The sequence below is a fragment of the Christiangramia sediminis genome, from assembly GCF_020552705.1.
GTDB classification, from domain to species: domain Bacteria; phylum Bacteroidota; class Bacteroidia; order Flavobacteriales; family Flavobacteriaceae; genus Christiangramia; species Christiangramia sediminis.
This window is the reverse complement of sequence record NZ_JAJBZG010000005.1, coordinates 1,015,257-1,031,542: the sequence shown is the minus strand read 5'-3', so window position 1 is coordinate 1,031,542 and position 16,286 is coordinate 1,015,257. Positions and strand designations below refer to the sequence as shown.

17 protein-coding genes are annotated in these 16,286 nt (G+C 38.2%); 1 reads left to right on the top strand and 16 read right to left on the bottom strand.

Annotation, left to right across the window (positions count from 1 at the left end):
* Positions 1–5: 5 nt before the first annotated feature.
* The gene (locus tag LGQ90_RS14160) at positions 6–884 is read left to right on the top strand and encodes a mechanosensitive ion channel family protein (protein WP_229342027.1); all 879 of its coding nucleotides are present in this window, start codon (positions 6–8) and stop codon (positions 882–884) included.
* Here the strand turns inward: LGQ90_RS14160 and tsaB are convergent.
* The 16 genes from tsaB to LGQ90_RS14080 all read right to left on the bottom strand — a co-directional run bounded on the left by tsaB (position 881) and on the right by LGQ90_RS14080 (position 16,200).
* Positions 881–1,540 carry a tRNA (adenosine(37)-N6)-threonylcarbamoyltransferase complex dimerization subunit type 1 TsaB gene (gene tsaB, locus LGQ90_RS14155; protein ID WP_229342025.1) on the bottom strand — a complete coding sequence of 220 codons (660 nt, stop codon included), beginning with the start codon at positions 1,538–1,540 and terminating at the stop codon, positions 881–883. The genes LGQ90_RS14160 and tsaB overlap by 4 nt on opposite strands.
* A gap of 12 nt (positions 1,541–1,552) precedes the next feature.
* On the bottom strand, positions 1,553–2,842 hold the full coding sequence (locus tag LGQ90_RS14150; protein WP_229342023.1) for an efflux RND transporter periplasmic adaptor subunit: 1,290 nt from the start codon (positions 2,840–2,842) through the stop codon (positions 1,553–1,555).
* Positions 2,843–2,846: 4 nt separating this feature from the next.
* Positions 2,847–4,283: a TolC family protein gene (locus LGQ90_RS14145; RefSeq protein ID WP_229342020.1), complete on the bottom strand. Its 1,437-nt coding sequence runs from the start codon at positions 4,281–4,283 to the stop codon at positions 2,847–2,849.
* A 62-nt stretch (positions 4,284–4,345) separates the two neighbouring features.
* The gene (locus LGQ90_RS14140) at positions 4,346–5,464 is read right to left on the bottom strand and encodes an efflux RND transporter periplasmic adaptor subunit (RefSeq protein WP_229342018.1); all 1,119 of its coding nucleotides are present in this window, start codon (positions 5,462–5,464) and stop codon (positions 4,346–4,348) included.
* A 26-nt stretch (positions 5,465–5,490) separates the two neighbouring features.
* Entirely contained in the window at positions 5,491–6,753 is a 1,263-nt protein-coding gene (locus LGQ90_RS14135) for an ABC transporter permease (protein ID WP_229342013.1), read from the bottom strand.
* A 1-nt stretch (position 6,754) separates the two neighbouring features.
* Positions 6,755–7,999 (bottom strand): ABC transporter permease, encoded by a 1,245-nt coding sequence (locus LGQ90_RS14130; protein WP_229342011.1) that lies wholly within the window; start codon positions 7,997–7,999, stop codon positions 6,755–6,757.
* Positions 7,992–8,693, bottom strand: a complete 702-nt coding sequence (locus LGQ90_RS14125) for an ABC transporter ATP-binding protein (RefSeq protein ID WP_229342008.1) — start codon at positions 8,691–8,693, stop codon at positions 7,992–7,994. Before LGQ90_RS14125 ends, LGQ90_RS14130 begins: the two co-directional genes overlap by 8 nt.
* Positions 8,694–8,809: 116 nt before the next feature.
* The gene (locus LGQ90_RS14120; protein WP_229341996.1) at positions 8,810–9,052 is read right to left on the bottom strand and encodes a hypothetical protein; all 243 of its coding nucleotides are present in this window, start codon (positions 9,050–9,052) and stop codon (positions 8,810–8,812) included.
* A 56-nt stretch (positions 9,053–9,108) separates the two neighbouring features.
* Positions 9,109–9,648 carry a DUF420 domain-containing protein gene (locus LGQ90_RS14115; RefSeq protein WP_229341993.1) on the bottom strand — a complete coding sequence of 180 codons (540 nt, stop codon included), beginning with the start codon at positions 9,646–9,648 and terminating at the stop codon, positions 9,109–9,111.
* Positions 9,645–10,379, bottom strand: a complete 735-nt coding sequence (locus tag LGQ90_RS14110; RefSeq protein WP_229341990.1) for an SCO family protein — start codon at positions 10,377–10,379, stop codon at positions 9,645–9,647. Before LGQ90_RS14110 ends, LGQ90_RS14115 begins: the two co-directional genes overlap by 4 nt.
* Position 10,380: 1 nt before the next feature.
* The gene (locus LGQ90_RS14105; protein ID WP_229341986.1) at positions 10,381–11,022 is read right to left on the bottom strand and encodes a hypothetical protein; all 642 of its coding nucleotides are present in this window, start codon (positions 11,020–11,022) and stop codon (positions 10,381–10,383) included.
* Positions 11,023–11,107: 85 nt separating this feature from the next.
* Positions 11,108–11,470, bottom strand: a complete 363-nt coding sequence (locus LGQ90_RS14100; RefSeq protein WP_229341984.1) for a cytochrome C oxidase subunit IV family protein — start codon at positions 11,468–11,470, stop codon at positions 11,108–11,110.
* 17 nt (positions 11,471–11,487) lie between these two features.
* Positions 11,488–12,468 carry a cytochrome c oxidase subunit 3 gene (locus LGQ90_RS14095; protein ID WP_229341982.1) on the bottom strand — a complete coding sequence of 327 codons (981 nt, stop codon included), beginning with the start codon at positions 12,466–12,468 and terminating at the stop codon, positions 11,488–11,490.
* Between the two features lie 45 nt (positions 12,469–12,513).
* A complete protein-coding gene (locus tag LGQ90_RS14090) occupies positions 12,514–13,095 on the bottom strand; it encodes a cytochrome c oxidase subunit 3 (protein ID WP_229341980.1) in 582 nt (193 codons plus the stop codon).
* Entirely contained in the window at positions 13,086–13,988 is a 903-nt protein-coding gene (gene cyoE / locus LGQ90_RS14085) for a heme o synthase (RefSeq protein WP_229341978.1), read from the bottom strand. Before cyoE ends, LGQ90_RS14090 begins: the two co-directional genes overlap by 10 nt.
* Before the next feature lie 88 nt (positions 13,989–14,076).
* Entirely contained in the window at positions 14,077–16,200 is a 2,124-nt protein-coding gene (locus LGQ90_RS14080; protein ID WP_229341976.1) for a gliding motility protein RemB, read from the bottom strand.
* Positions 16,201–16,286: the final 86 nt, after the last annotated feature.

The following is a 16,286-nucleotide window of genomic DNA, read 5'->3' as shown; positions in this document are numbered from 1 at the left end:
AAATTATGGAAAAGCTGAACAGCTGGGGCGATATCGTCAAAGAGTATGGTGGTAAACTTATAGATTACTTACCCACTCTGGTAGGAGCCATTCTTCTGCTTATTGTAGGACTTTGGGTCATTAAATTAATAATAAAGTATCTCGAGAAGTTATTTGACAAGAAGGATTACGATGAAACCCTCGAAAAATTCACGGTAAACGCCGTTAACTGGGGGCTAAAGATCATTCTTTTTGTATTATTTATTACTCAACTGGGAGTTGAGAGCGCTTCGCTGGTAGCTGCTATTGGTGCTGCCGCTTTAGCCATTGGTCTTGCTTTACAGGGTTCTTTATCCAATTTTGCGGGAGGTGTACTCATTATAATATTAAAACCTTTTAAGGTAGGAGACTGGATAGAAGCTCAGGGAGTTTCAGGTAGTGTCGTAGAACTTTCATTATTCTACACGAAAATCAACACCTTTGGTAACCAACGTGTGGTGATCCCGAATGGACAACTTAGTAATGATAACATTACCAATTACAGTTTCAATAATACCAGAAAAGAGAGTCTTACCTTCGGAATTTCTTATGATGATGACATTAAGAAAGCCAAAGAGGTTCTTACCAATATGGTCATGGAACAGGAAAATGTATTAAAAGATCCTGCACCGCAAATTATCGTGCATTCACTTGGAGACAACTCGGTAAATTTCTCTGTTAGATATTTTGCTGAACTCTCTGTATTCTGGGATCTTCACTGGTATATGATCGAAGAAGGTAAGATAAGACTTGAAGAAGCAGGTATGACAATACCTTACCCACAAAGGGATGTTTACCTATATGATCAAACTAAAATGAAAGGTACTGTTAGAGAGAAAAGATCTGAAAAAGATAATTCCCTTTAACCGGCAATAAAGTCTTTTAAGTAATAAGGCTCGAAATAAGCGACATCTTCGGTGTCGCTTTTTTGATGCTTGAATTCTGCGATCTCGGTCATTTCCTTCGCTGAAGGAAATTCCTGTTTGTGAAAAACTGCATTTTCATGATGGCAGATTTCTTCAAATTTTTCTACCCCATTTCCTATGAAATGAACCTGAGTCTTATCTAAATAAGCTGAAAAAGAATTTTCATCCAGCATCTGGGCCTGGGTCTCTCTTATCTGATTCATTTCAGCATCATAAACTGCGGAATAAACCTCCATCCGCCTGGCATCAAGCATGGAAATAAATGTACCGCTCTTCCCCTTTAATTTATAGGCTAAAAGGTCTAAAGTGGGCACAGAAATTAGTGGGATATCAAGGGAAAAACAAAGGCCTTTTGCCGCAGAAACACCTATTCTAAGTCCTGTATAAGAACCCGGCCCCTTGCTAATGGCAACAGCATCCAGGTCTTCTATCGTGATACCGGCATCTTTGAGTACATCCTGAATGAACAGATGTAGCTTTTCTGCATGAGAATAATTCTTGCTATTATCTTCTTTTAAAGAAAGTAATTTACCATCCCTGGCTATCCCAACAGAACAGTTGGTAGTAGCCGTTTCAAGACATAAAATGATCGCCAAAATTAAAAATTTTTATTCAGTTTCTTCTGTTTCTTCCTCTTCTCCTTCTTTTTTCACTTCAATTTCATCACCTGAATCAAGGCTTTTGGTAACTGTGCTATAAGGTCCTGTAATTACAATATCCCCTTCTTTAAGACCTTTGGTGATCTCAATATGCGAATCATCCTGAATCCCCGTATTTACCACACGAAGTTTAGCTTTACCTCCGTCTTTTACAAATACACATTCAAATTTCTCAGTTCCTTCTTCTATAGATGTGGCCCCAAAAGATTTTTTAGTTGAAGTGGTATCACTTTTTATTACAATGGAGCTGATAGGAATTCCTATTACATTCAATCTCTTATTGGTAATAATATCTACCGTTGCCGTCATTCCAGGCCTAAATGGAGAATAATTTTCAGATTTACCTTCCATTAGATCCTCGTAAGATTCTTTAAGAATTCTAACCTTAACCTTGAAATTTGTAACCTGGTCCGTGGTTAATTCGTTATCGGCAGTATTAGAAATTTCGGTAACGATACCTTTGAATTCTTTACCCAGATAGGCATCCACCTCTACAATGGTTGAATCACCCACAGCTACCTTTACAATATCGTTCTCATTTACATCTACTTCAACTTCCATATTATCCAGATTGGCCACCCGAAGAATTTCAGTTCCTGCCATCTGTTGAGTTCCTACCACTCTTTCCCCTAATTCAGCATCCAGTTTAGAAATGGTACCGCTCATAGGCGCATAGATATTGGTACGGCCAAGATTGTCCTGTGCTTCAGTTACCGTAGCAGCACTACTTTGCATGCTATAATATGAAGATTCCTTATTTGCTTCGGCCATTTCGTAAGTGGAAACAATTCCATCCCACTCCGCCTTAGAGATCACTCCTTTTTCAAAAAGAGTCTTATTTCGGTTATAATCAGCTTCCGCCTGCTTTAGATTGGCCTGGGTTTGAGCATAATTAGCCCGTGAATTCTGATAACTGGCACGTGCCCTCTGTACATTAGACTGGTAAATATCAGGATTCACCCTGACCAGAAGATCGCCTTTTTGAACGGCCTGACCTTCTACTACCGGCAATTCAATAATTTCTCCGGAAACTTCAGAAGAAAGTTTCACCTCAATTTCAGGCTGAATTTTTCCGGTGGCCGAAACAGTTTCGGTAATATCTATAGGCTCAATTTGGGTAATTTCTACCTGCTTAACATTGGCAGATTTACCAAACCAGCCTGCTTTTTTTCCGATTACCAATAGAACGATCAAGGCTACTACAACCCCAAGAATGATGAAAATTTTCTTTTTACTCATTTAATTAAAATTTTAAATCCCCAACTGGAATTCCAAAATACAATTCTACAACCTTTAATTTAAAAATATAGTCATACTTCGCCCTTAAAGCTTCTCTTTGCGTGTTTTCATAACGAATCTTTGACTGACTAAAATCAAAGGCATTGGTAAGACCAACATCATATCGCTCTGTAGCATATTCAAAAGCTTTTTCCTGGGCTTCAGAAGCCACCAGGGCAGCTTCATAGGCTTCAAAAGCTCCTTTAGCATCTGTGTAAGCCTGATATACATTAGCTTCAAGATCAAGTTCAGCCTGCTCCAATTGATATTCGGCACGCTTTACGTTGATCTCATTTCTTTTCACCTGGTTTCTGGTAGCAAAACCGTTTAAAACAGGGACGCTTAATTGAAAACCATAACTAATACCGTCATTTCTGTATAGTTGGTCTATAAATGGTAATGGACTTCCTAAAGTAGGAATTGTATTTGGTGCTACAACGATCTCCTGAGATCCCTGTACGACTCCAATTTGCCTTGTTGGCTCGTTTGGATCTAAAACCGCACCAGTAATTCTTCCCTGCCCGGTTTCCCTGGTATTGTAATTGAAGAATGCGCCCAAAGTAGGAAGATATGCCCCCCTTGCAAGCTCTACATCCTTTTCAGCCAACTCCATATTTGTTTCAGCAATTTTAATTTCTGAACGTTCTTCTTTAGCTCTATCAATTACATCATATACTGTATTTTCCATGATTTCATTTCCAAATACGTTATAATCACGATCTACAATATCAAAATTTTGATAATCCTGGATTCCCAGGATCTGAGCAAGACTAATCAAAGATATCTGAATTTGATTTTCGGCAAGGATCATTCTTTGCTTTTCATCGGCCATGGTCGCTCTGATCTCTAAAAGATCTCCCTGAGGAAGCACTCCGGCTTCTACCAGATCCTGAGTTCTTTGAAGTTGTTCTACTGTCACTTCATTTTGAGCACGAAGCACCTCAAGACTTTGCTTGCTAAATAAAACCTGCAGGTAAGAATCTGCAACGAACAATGCGATATCATCTTTCATTTTATCCAATGCATATTCATTAGACAACCTGGAAATACGCGCTCTTTGAAGTTGTTTGAAATTCCTGAGACCGTCAAAAATAGTAAGTCCTGCAGTTACTCCGGCAGAAAAGTTTCGTACAGTTTGATTTTGTAAAATTCCTGTAGTTACGTTTTGTGTTAAACCGGTATTCCATGAATTTGATGCCTGAGCATTAATACTCGGAATAAAATTTCCCAGTGCATCTAGTTTTTCAATATCTGAAACTTCCAGGTCAAGTTCAGATTGCTTTACCTGAATATTGTTCTCAAGCGCATAATTCACGCACTCTTCTAGAGTCCATTCTTTTTGCTGAGCATTTATTTGGCTACAAAAAAGTAATAGAATGGCTATTAAGCTAAAATTCTTCATAATGGTTATTCTGTAAGATATGTCTGTAAAATGGGTTGGTTGTTACACAAGGAATTATTTTTCTAATTTTGGGCGATGTCTATGGCCGGTTTAATTTGGTTCCAAACCTTGATCTTATCTCCTTTTTTCACTCCTTTAAGCACTTCTACATTAATCCCATCGCTTATGCCAAGCTCTACATCCTGCTTTTTGAATTCCTGATCTCCGGTCATAATTTCCACAAAAGGCTCTTTTGTTTCAGCATCGAACTGTACCACTGCTTCTTTAATGCTTAGTACATTTTCTGAGCGCGCAATAATAATTGAAGCGTTCGCACTAAGACCAGCACGTATAAAAGTGGTATCAGCCTTACTCAAAGTTCCTTTTATTTCGAACTGGATCGCGCCATTTTCTTCCACTCCTTTTGGGGCAATATAATCCAGCACAGCATCAAAAGATTTATTTTCAATAGCACCAACGGTTACTTCTAAAGGAAGATCTTCCTTGATCTTACCAACTTCACTTTCATCTACTTTACCCTCAAAGATCATTTCATTCACGTCTGCAAGAGTTGCGATCGTAGTTCCATCATTAAAATTATTACTTTCAATAACCTGGTTACCCGTTTTTACAGGAACATCCAATACCATCCCGTCTACGGTAGATCTGATCAAAGTATTTGCTGCACTTCCTATCCCGCTAGTGGTCCCGGTGCGCACAATCTCGTAGTTTTGCTGGGCAGATTTATAATTCTGATCGGCTCTTTTATAGGCAACCTCAGCTGCATCAAAGTCATTGGTTGAGATCACGCCTTTATTATATAATTCCTTCTGGCGCTCAAAACTCTTCTTTTCATTATCCAGGTTTATCTTTGCTGTCGCCACTGCATCTTTAGCGCTCTGAAGCGAAGAAACATTAGGAATCACCCTGATCTTGGCAATAAGGTCTCCTGATTTTATCTTGTCTCCGGCCTCAATATATATTTCATCAATAATTCCTGAAATATTAGGCTTGATAAGCACTTCTTCCTTTGGAACTATTTTCCCCGTAGCCACGGTTTTCTTAATGATACTTTGCTCAGTAGGTTCCTGAGTTTCATAAACTACAGGGTCTTCCTGATTTTTTTGATACAGATAGTACAAAGCTCCCACAAAGGTCACCGCGATTAGCACTAAAATTCCGATGGTTACAAATTTTTTCATTTTTTGATTGAATTTCTATTTACTTTTTATTCAGTACGCAAAGCATCCACAGGTTTTACCTTGATGGCATGCTGTGCAGGGATTAGACCGGCGAGTAAACCGGAAATTATTAAAATACTTAAGGCAATTATTACTACGCCGAGGTTCACCGACGGATTCAAAAACATCATTTCTGAAGTATCCATTTGACTCAGCTGAAGATTAACCAGCCAGATCACCCCCGTGGCCAGAATAATTCCAGACATTCCCGAAATGATCGTAAGAAAAATTGATTCCATAAGGATCTGCCCTCGTATAGACCATGGAGTAGCTCCTAAAGCCCGGCGGACTCCAATTTCATTAGTTCGTTCCTTTACCACGATCAACATAATATTACTAATCCCAATAATACCTGAAAGCAATACAAGCACTCCAACAAAATAAGCAACCGCTTTTAGGGCCACAAAGAGTCCGTTTACTTTACTAAATTCCTGGTATAAATCAAAGTTCCCTACCGCTCTGTCATCTTCAGGGTGAATACTATGCCTGCTTTTAATGATCTCAATAATGTCTCCTTTTAGATTGGTAATAGAAGAACCATCCTGGGCGGTGATAGCCATCCAGCCCACTTCATTTCCCCGGTTAAATGCCTGGGAAAAAGTAGTGAATGGCACATAGATTTCTTTCTCTCCTTCTTCAGCATCCCCACCACGACCTTTTTTCTTATAAGTTCCGATAACCATGAAATTCACTCCGTTTATTTTCACATAAGTTCCAAGTGGATCCTCTCCCTGCTCATAGAGGGCAGATTTAACCCCTTCACCTATGATGGCGACTTTTCGCTTATCATTGATATCAGAATAATTTAAAAACCTACCAGAAGTAATATCCATGGTCTCCTGTTTAATAATTTCAGGATAATCCCCATAAACATTGAAAGCACCGGTATTTAAGCCTCGTACCACATTATTTTCACCTCCAAAACCACCCAACTGATTTCTGGGAGAGACAAACCTTAATCCGGGGACCTGCTCTTTTATTGCTGCAACATCATCTATCTCAAAATTGTATTGACGACCTTTGGGCAGACCTTTATAAGGTCTTGAAGCGACCTGGGTCCACATGAACATGGTATTGGTAGCTATTCCACTAAAACCTTGCTTCACTCCATTTTCAAGCCCTTTTCCTGCGGCAAGAAGGATTACAAGTATAAATATCCCCCATAACACTCCAAATGCTGTAAGAATGGTTCTAAACCAATTCGCGGTTAAAGCCTCCAGTATTTCTTCCCAACGATCCCTGCTAAACATATTATTCGTCTCTTAAAGCTGTTATAGGTTTAATTCTCGCTGCTCTCCAGGCAGGAAAAAATCCTGCTAAAGCTCCTGCAATTACAAGAATTAGCACAGTGTTGATAGCTACAGTAAAATTAACTGTAGGATTGTATATATATTGAGTTTCAATTGCCGGACCAATAAATTCAAGTAAGGTAAGACTGAAAATCAGGCCTAAAAACCCCGCAATAGCGGTTACAAAAATCGATTCGTGCAGGATCATGGCTATAATAGATAAAGGTTGTGCCCCCAGTGCTTTTCTAACTCCAATTTCTCTGGTCCTTTCCTTTACAATGATGAGCATAATATTACTTACACCTACAACTCCAGCAATAATGGTACATATTCCCACCCCCCAGAAAAAATATTTGATCATATCCATTAGCGTAAAGAAACGCTTGGCATTTTCCAGGCTGTTATTAATATTAATGGCACGGGTATCATCTGGAGCAATGGTGTGTTGCTCTCTAAGAAATACATCCAGGTCTTTAGAAAAAGCTGTAGAAGCTGCGACAGCATCATCGAAATTTTCTTCTGGTTTAAGAGTTAGATAGAGTCTCCCAATATTATTAGCTCCACCAAAGGCTTTCTGGGCAGAAGTAATTGGTATCACTACCCTGGCTTCTTCTCTTTCTCCACCGGGATCTGTAAAAACACCAACTACCTTAAAATTAATTCCCGATAATTCAACATACTTACCTATAGGATCTTCTTCTTTAAAGATGTCCTTTTCCACCTGATGACCAATAACGATCGTTTTCTCGATATTCTTAACATCATTGTGATTAATGAACCTCCCCGCAGTAAGACTCATATTTTCTAAATACTGATAATCAGGAAAAACACCGTCCATCCTGTAACTCCCCGATTCTTTCCCGTAAGACACCACGTTACTCCAAACCTGGTAAGTAGAAGAAGTCTTATCAAGTTTATCGTCATGTTCCAATAAAATGCGATTATAATCCTCGTTCTTTAATTGAATTCTTCTTCCAGGATTAAGTCCTTTATACTCCTTTGAAGTTACTCCAGGCCACACAAAGATGAGATTTGAAGCGTCCTGCTCAAATTCACGGGCGATTCCGTTCCGCATTCCCTCACCAATTCCCAGCAGGATCACTAAAATGAAAATTCCCGATGCTACTGAAAGACCGGTTAAAAACGTACGTAATTTATTTTTACGTATCGTTTCAAAAATTTCATTCCATCTGTCAATATCAAACATTTTGCATTGCTCTTACCTGTGAAACTACTGTATCTTCAATGATAACCCCGTCTTTTAGATTAACGATTCGTTTGGTCATTTGCGCAATGTCATGCTCGTGGGTCACGACCAGGATGGTTCGCCCATCGTCGTTGATCTCCTGAATAAGGTCCATTACCTCGTAAGAAGTTTTCGTATCCAGCGCCCCTGTAGGTTCATCTGCAAGTAATACTTTTGGATCACTGGCAAGTGCTCTGGCTATAGCTACTCGCTGTTTTTGTCCTCCGGAAAGTTCGTTTGGGTGATGCCCGGCCCAATCTGCCAGACCTACCTTTTCAAGGTAACTGTTAGCCCTATCCATTCTTTCGCCACGGGGCAAACCCTGATAATATAAAGGGAGGGCCACATTGTCTAATGCGGTTTTATAAGATATAAGATTGAATGACTGAAAAATAAATCCTAGAAATTTATTCCGGTATTGCGCGGCTCTCTTTTCATTGAGGTTCTTAATGGGAACGCCGTCAAGAATATATGATCCTTCGTCTGCTTCATCCAGCATACCAAGGATATTAAGGAGAGTGGATTTCCCAGAACCTGAAGAACCCATTATCGATACTAGCTCGCCTTCTTTAATATTCAGATTAATTCCCTTAAGAACATGTAGAGAATTAGCACCCATTTTATAGGATTTGTGAAGATTCGATATTTCGATCATGATTGATGGTTATTAAGCAGGAAATGACTCCCTACTTAATAAGACTACAAAAAAAATAAAATGTTACAATATTATCTTAAAAAAGCACTCCAACTTCAGCAAAGCTAAACTTGAGATTACCCTTCTGAAGAAGTTTTATTCTTATTTTTTCGTGATCTGTATATAAAGTAGCCCACCCCTCCTATTAATAAATAAGGAAAAATCATCAGATAAAGAATACCGTCATTTATCCCCTTGGCAGTACTTTGATCTCCTTCACTTTCCAATACGGCTCGACACATTGAACATTGAGCTTCTGCAAAGTCAGGAACAAAAAGAAGGACCAAAAATATTAAACCGACATATTTTAAATTCTTCATCATCATCATTTTTCAATTATCTGAAACTGCTCAAAATTAATCAATTAGAACCAATATTAATAGTAAGGCATCATAAATAAGAAAACCAATACACCGGTTATGGCAACATATAACCAGATAGGGAAAGTCCAGCGTGCAATTTTTGCATGTTTATCATATTGACCACTCAAACCTCTGTACATGGTAAACAAAACCAGGGGAACAATGATTCCCGATAATACGATATGTGTGACCAAAATAAAGAAGTAAACATATCTTAGAATTCCTTCTCCACCATAAGGAACAGGCTCATTACTTATCTTAGAAAGCACATAACTCAGCAAAAAAATCACGGAAAGTCCAAATGCCGCGACCATGGTATTTCTATGCAAAATATACTTCTCTGATTTCATAAAATAGAAACCGATAATAAGTAAAACAGCCGTGAGAAAATTAAGAATCCCATGGAATAAGGGGAACGTGATGGCATCAGCTCCAAAAATGTTATAGCGCTCAGGCAAGAGCATTAAAACCAGAACGATCACGGGGACCGCTACAGAAAGAGCAATTATTACCGGAACTGCTACTTTATCGGCTTCTTTTATACTTGTCTTCAAAGTAATTTCTTTATATCCTCTATTAAAATATCAATTTGAGGTTCTTCCTCATCCTGCGCTACAGATTTATTTCTTTCTACAGAACCCCTGTAATAGATCACAGGATTCCCAAACTGATCTTTTCTTGACCTTATATAGCCCTGCTGATCTATTAAAGCAAACATTCCCTGATGGGCAAACCCTCCTGCTGCTTCAGCATCTTCACCGGCATATAAACCAAAACCTTTATTTGCCAGTTCATAGATCTTTTCCCTTTCGCCGGTCATTAAATTCCAGTGCGGATGATCTATTCCATAAGTTTCAGCATAATCGGCAAGAACTTCCTGTGTATCATGGGCAGGATCTATTGTGAAAGAAGCGATCCCAAAATCATCTGCATCTTCAAATTCATCCTGGATCTCTACGAGATTTTTATTCATTATAGGACAGATGGTGGGACAAGTGGTAAAGAAAAATTCCACTAAATATACCTTGCCTTTATAATCTTCATTAGAAATGGTATCCCCATCCTGATTGATAAACTCAAAATTAGGAGCCTTCTTCTTCTCTCCATTTATTTCGATATAAGATAAAGCTTCACCTGAATCTTTACTTTTACTTTCTCTTTTCTGGTTTAATCTATTTGAAGAAACCACTTCATCATCATTTATTCTATCGATGATTTTCGGGATAAAAATGATCCCAAAAACAAGTATTACCAGCGAAATTCCTACGTATGAATAATTTTTCATTCTAATTATTTTCAGGATTGTTCTTCTTCAGAGCAAGACGATATTCAGCCAGGATCACTTTCACATCATCATTCATTTTATTATTCAGCTCGGCCACATCCCTGGAGTCATACCCGTAAACCTCACCGTGATCTCTATCATCATCTCTTCCGCGGAGATCTAATTTTTTATCTACTATAAAAACATACGGAGAGTAACTATTACCATCTAATTGATGCGGTGTTTTAAAGCTTTCGAAAACCTCTTCTATCTTTTCAGGTTCAGCATAAGCTATTTTCCATTTAGAAGATTTGGTGATTTTTTTAAAACTTTCAACAAATTCATTGGTTTCCTGTCTGGCTTCCGCTGGCAGAACCAGAACAAATTGAAAATCATCAAAATCGTAATATTTCTCCAGGATCTTTTTATCCAGATTGAAGGTATTACCTTTAATATTTTCAAGATCTGAACCAAAGAAGGCGACCACATTAATATGGTCTTTAAAGCTTATATTTTTATTTGAATTGGTATTGAAACCTGAAACATCTTTAACGTTTTCAGTCAATACGGGGAGCCTGGCAAAGTTGTTCTTTCCGGAAGCAAAAAACAAGTATGCAGTAATAGGAAGGGCAAATAAAATTCCGAGTACCAGAAACTTTTTCATAAGATGAAAATCCAGTTTTACAAAGGAGTACAAAAATAAAAAGACGGTTTCATAAAACCGCCTTTTCAAATGCTTTTAACTTTTGTTAGAAATCCCAGGCCACATGTCCAGACTTATAAACGTCATAGATATAGCCACCTTCCGTAAGAAGAATAAAGATTAAATAACAAACAAGGAATATCCCCGTCCAGACAATAGATCTACGCAATCCTTTAGTTTCGTGTTCAAGGTGCATAAATGCCCACGCGATATAATAAGCTTTGTAAATTGTAAGTATAATGAAGATCCAGTTTAGCAACCTCATTCCTAAAAGATAGGTATCTGTTAAGAATTCTGGCTTAATAATTCCCAGAATAACTTCTACAATAGTTACTACGGAAAGAATTGCAAAAACTATCCAGATCCTTTTGGTTGCCGATTCGTGATGTTGTGTAGTATCGTGAGCCATAATAATTTATTTCTGAATTAAACCAGGTAAAAGAATGTAAATACAAATACCCATACAAGGTCTACAAAGTGCCAGTAAAGTCCAACTTTTTCAACCATTTCATAACTTCCTCTTCTCTCGTAAGTACCAATGATCACGTTAAAGAAGATAATGATGTTAATGATAACTCCAGACAGAACGTGAAAACCGTGAAAACCAGTTATAAAGAAAAAGAAATCTGCAAATAGTGGAGCACCATATTCATTTTGAACAAGATTCGCTCCTTCTACAGTTCCAATTGCATCATGATTAAGCTTCATTAAAGATTCTTCTCTGGAAAGAATTGTTTTCTCTCCATCTTCGGTAAGCATTTGAGTTCTAATAAGCAGGTCTTCATTTTGAATAAATCCTGCCTTCACCTCATCAAGACTATAAGTTGGAAGGTCCTGACCTGCATCAAACCAGATACCGTTGTTACTTTCGTGTTCAACCCTTGTACCAGCAATTGGCACTGCGATCTCAGAAAGCGCAACGCGTTCTCCCTCGCCGTCTATAAACTGAAGTACATTCCCTCCTTTAGTGGTCACGGCTCCATATTCCCCACTAATGAAGTTCTTCCACTCCCAGGCCTGAGAACCTACGAATATAGCACCCCCAATAATAGTAAGGAACATATAAATAGTAACCTTCCCTTTCTTCATATGATGACCTGCATCTACTGCAAGTACCATAGTTACCGAAGAAAAAATAAGGATAAATGTCATCAATGCCACATAGTACATTGGCGCATCTACTCCATGTAAAAACGGAAAGTGATTGAAGACCTCATCTGCGATGGGCCATGAATCGATGAATTTAAATCTTGAAAAACCGTAAGCGGCAAGGAATCCTGAGAATGTTAAAGCATCAGAAAGGATGAAAAACCACATCATCATCTTTCCGTAACTTGATTTTAGTGGTTCATTACCACCACCCCAGGTTTTGCCTTCTGTGCCTGTTCTAACGACAGTCGCCTCCATAGAAGTTGTTTAATGTTAAAGGATGCGCAAAAATACGCAATTTTATTATCTAAAGAAATATAAAAAGAAAATCAGGTAAAGCCACAACAAGTCTACAAAATGCCAGAAGGTTGCACCAAGCTCAAATCCAAGCATTTGTCCTGCATTATAACGTTGTTTAAAATGGTTATAAATTAACACTAAAAGCACTATTATTCCTATGGCCAGGTGGGCAAGATGTGTTAAAACAAGCACATATATAAAAGAAGTTGTGATTGAACTTTCACTTCCTGTAAAATAATACCCAGCCTGAACGATCTCTGAAAAGCTATAAAACTGGAAGACCACAAAAAGTATCGCAAGAATTAATGTCCCAATCAAAAAAGCACTTGCGTTACGCATATTGCCGGTTTTGATCATTTTCTTACTAAGCATCAGAGTAATACTGCTCCCTATAATTACCAGGGTACTCCATAAAAAGGAAATTGGCAATTCAAAATCGGTTAGCCAGTCTGGCCTGTTCTTACTAACCACATAAGCACTGGTAAGCCCCGCAAAGGTCATTACCATACTAATTATACCAAACCAAAGCATCATTTTCTTTGCCCGGCCAAGCTTCTTTTCGTGTGATCCCTGAGTTAAATCCATTGTCTAATAAATTTATCTAATACATATACTATTTGCAAGAGTGTGATATATGAAACACTTGCAAACATTAATTTTTTTGCAGCTTCTGCAGTCTTTTCTTTGAATAATCTTATGGCGTAATAGAGCATTCCAAGCCCTAAAAGAAATATTATAATCCCGGAGACCGGAGTCAACATAAGTTTTCCTGTAACCCCAAAAACCGGGATAAGAGAAACCAGTATTGTCCAGCAGGTATATAGAATTATTTGAATTGCGGTTCCCCGATCACGTTTTCCGGTAGGTAACATAAAGAAACCACCTTTTTTATAATCATCGAACAGCCACCAGCCAATTGCCCAAAAATGTGGGAATTGCCAGAAGAACTGGATCATAAATAAAGTTCCTGGTTCTACACTAAAACTTCCGGAAGCTGCCACCCATCCTAACATGAAAGGTATTGCCCCGGGAAAAGCACCTACAAAAACAGATAGTGGTGTTTTGGTTTTAAGCGGAGTATAAATGCTCACATATAAGAAAATACTTATAGCCCCGAACATAGCAGTCTTAGGATTGATCACGTACAAAACAACCAAACCTAAAACCGTAAACACACTGGCAATGGTAAAGGCAACAGGAACCGACATTCTACCCGCAGGCAACGGCCTGTTCTTAGTACGATCCATCAAAGCATCCAGATTACGCTCTATGATCTGGTTATAAGCGTTTGAAGCACCCACCATTAGATAACCCCCGATTGCCAATAGCGTAACCACCACAAAATCTATATTATCTGCTCCAAGAAAATAGCCCGCAACTGAAGAAAAGACTACACTTATAGCCAATCTCATTTTGGTTATTTCCTTAAAATCTGATAGAATTGAAGCGTTGGGATTATGTACGCGCGTATTGCTCAAAAAAGCTTTTTTTTAACTGGCGCAAAGATACTTCTTAATTAGGTTTTTACAAGGAAGGCAATGTGTTAATTTTCAGCAGTAAAAATCGCTAATAATCAAAGTACCAGTTAAAAATATCAGTTCTTAAGCCAAAATTTATCCAGGTAGTAGAATTTTCGAAATTTGCCGGTGTATTGGCCTGCGGATTAAAATTGCGGTATATGAAGCTGGCAAACAATTTTAAATTTGTGCTTGGGTTTACTATATAAGCAGCTTCCAGTTCAGAATAAAATGAATTGGTAGTATTTCCCTGTCCTATTTCCACTCCGGTATCAAAGGGACGATCTTCTTCATTTCTGTAAATATCCTGACCAAAATAATCCCCTTTTTCTGAAAAATCAAAACCTCGTTTTCCATAGATAAATTTAGCTGAACCCAGCCAGCGATCCTTCTTGTACCTTGCAATCCCTATGATCTCTCTAAAATTAGCTCCCCACAAATGCGCCATCGACTGATTGTTATGGGCATAATTCAGCGTAATTGAATTATGAGAGTAGGTATAAGGCCTCACCTGGTTATATTCAGCCTGTAAATAAAGATTCTCTACGTCAAAGGCGTTAAAATACTTCAGCCCCAACTGAAACCCAAGCTTGTTCTTCCAGCTACCTTCACCTCCAAAAACATCGCTCGAGGAAAATTCATCTATAAGCCATTGCCCATAGGTATACATTTGGTTGGAAATTTTATACTTCCCGGTTAGACCAATAATAGCATTTCCTCCATCAGCACCGGTAGCAAATTCTATGGCACGGTAAAAAATTACCGGATTGAGATAATTAAGATCAAAGCCGCGATCATTATCATTCTCCCACATTACCGATTCAAAAAACCCAAGATTCAGTCTTTTACTAATGTTCAGACTTAGATAATGGTTGGCAATATATTTAGTTCTGAATGATCCGCTATTGGTTACCGCAGGTCTTACATCCCGAAGAGACATCCAGGTATTGGTATATTTAATTTTCCAGAATTTGGTATTGAGTTTCAAATAGGGATACGGAGAAGAATTATCACTCAAAAGTAGTGAGCGGTAACCATCTCCAATAAAGTTATTCCCATGCCCAAACTGAATATTAATGAATTCTGAAGGAGTGAAAGACAGGTAACCCTCAGCCACGGGATAGTCATAACCATCATCCATAAAAGTTTTCGCGATTCCCCTGCCCGGGATAATTGCCGGATCTCCTCCTGCAGGTCTTATAGATTCTGCAAAGTCATTATAATATTGCGCAAATCTTCCCTGGTTCTCATAAATAACCGAATAGAAATTGAACTTTTCACCCAGTCCCCCCTGAATTATAAGTTCTCGGGTATTATTGTAAGTAAAATCATGCTCAGTTTGTTCAAAATCTTTTCCTATCTGAAGATCAAAACCCGGATCTAAAGTAAACCAGTATTTGTCCGTCTGGAATCTTATGAGATGTTCATTCCATAATTTCCTTCCGGCAAGCGTATTTCTATCCTGAAGCATTTCATCACGATTTTCTTTAAAATCGTAATACGGATTTACTTCACTAAACATTAAAGGTTTTGAAGCCGAATGGGTATTAGTTCCTATCTGATTGAACTCCGCATCGAACCTGCTATAGAATTCATGAGATAATGGAATATTTATCTGACTATCATAACGTGGACTTGTAAACTCGTCTGACTTTATTTTTTCATACTCTGAAAGTGCATTGGTTTCAACCTGAGTTACTGCATCAGATTTCTCCTCTTTCCGTAATTCAATTTCATCTTCTGCTTCTACCGGTTGCACTACCACGTTATTCTGAAGCGGAATTCTTAGAGGTATCCTGAATTGCATATGTACAGGACGACCGTTATAAGTCGCAGGTTTTATCTTAGGTAAAGATTCAAAAACACGCCGGGTCTCTTCCTTCAGTTCCTCATAGGCCGCATCAAGGTAAATAAGTTGAAAATCTCCCGATTCATCCACCTCGAAAATAATAGTAAGCTGACCTTTATACGATTCAGCCTGAACAATTTCAGGAATTTCAAAATTTGAAATTATATAATTTATAAGGGTTTGATTAAAACATTGCGCCTGATTGGAATAATCTATTTGCTCGCATTCTTCAAATTCCGGATAAATCTCAGAAGACGTATTTACCTCCTGAGCCTTGAGTTGAAAACTTAAAATAATTAAAGGAAGAAGTAAAATATACTTCATACGACGAAGACCTGTTGTTAATGTTTTACGGGTGTAATATACATTTTTTCCAAAAGGGAATTTGCATAAAATAAAAAATCCCGACG

Bases quoted from the DNA above. Each gene is read 5' to 3' on its own strand.
- LGQ90_RS14080 (WP_229341976.1), bottom strand. From the start codon at position 16,200: ATGAAGTATATTTTACTTCTTCCTTTAATTATTTTAAGTTTTCAACTC.
- LGQ90_RS14125 (WP_229342008.1), bottom strand. From the start codon at position 8,693: ATGATCGAAATATCGAATCTTCACAAATCCTATAAAATGGGTGCTAAT.
- LGQ90_RS14140 (WP_229342018.1), bottom strand. From the start codon at position 5,464: ATGAAAAAATTTGTAACCATCGGAATTTTAGTGCTAATCGCGGTGACC.
- LGQ90_RS14130 (WP_229342011.1), bottom strand. From the start codon at position 7,999: ATGTTTGATATTGACAGATGGAATGAAATTTTTGAAACGATACGTAAA.
- LGQ90_RS14145 (WP_229342020.1), bottom strand. From the start codon at position 4,283: ATGAAGAATTTTAGCTTAATAGCCATTCTATTACTTTTTTGTAGCCAA.
- LGQ90_RS14110 (WP_229341990.1), bottom strand. From the start codon at position 10,379: ATGAAAAATTATTCATACGTAGGAATTTCGCTGGTAATACTTGTTTTT.
- LGQ90_RS14160 (WP_229342027.1), top strand. From the start codon at position 6: ATGGAAAAGCTGAACAGCTGGGGCGATATCGTCAAAGAGTATGGTGGT.
- LGQ90_RS14150 (WP_229342023.1), bottom strand. From the start codon at position 2,842: ATGAGTAAAAAGAAAATTTTCATCATTCTTGGGGTTGTAGTAGCCTTG.
- LGQ90_RS14090 (WP_229341980.1), bottom strand. From the start codon at position 13,095: ATGGATTTAACTCAGGGATCACACGAAAAGAAGCTTGGCCGGGCAAAG.
- LGQ90_RS14105 (WP_229341986.1), bottom strand. From the start codon at position 11,022: ATGAAAAAGTTTCTGGTACTCGGAATTTTATTTGCCCTTCCTATTACT.
- LGQ90_RS14135 (WP_229342013.1), bottom strand. From the start codon at position 6,753: ATGTTTAGCAGGGATCGTTGGGAAGAAATACTGGAGGCTTTAACCGCG.
- LGQ90_RS14120 (WP_229341996.1), bottom strand. From the start codon at position 9,052: ATGAAGAATTTAAAATATGTCGGTTTAATATTTTTGGTCCTTCTTTTT.
- LGQ90_RS14100 (WP_229341984.1), bottom strand. From the start codon at position 11,470: ATGGCTCACGATACTACACAACATCACGAATCGGCAACCAAAAGGATC.
- LGQ90_RS14095 (WP_229341982.1), bottom strand. From the start codon at position 12,468: ATGGAGGCGACTGTCGTTAGAACAGGCACAGAAGGCAAAACCTGGGGT.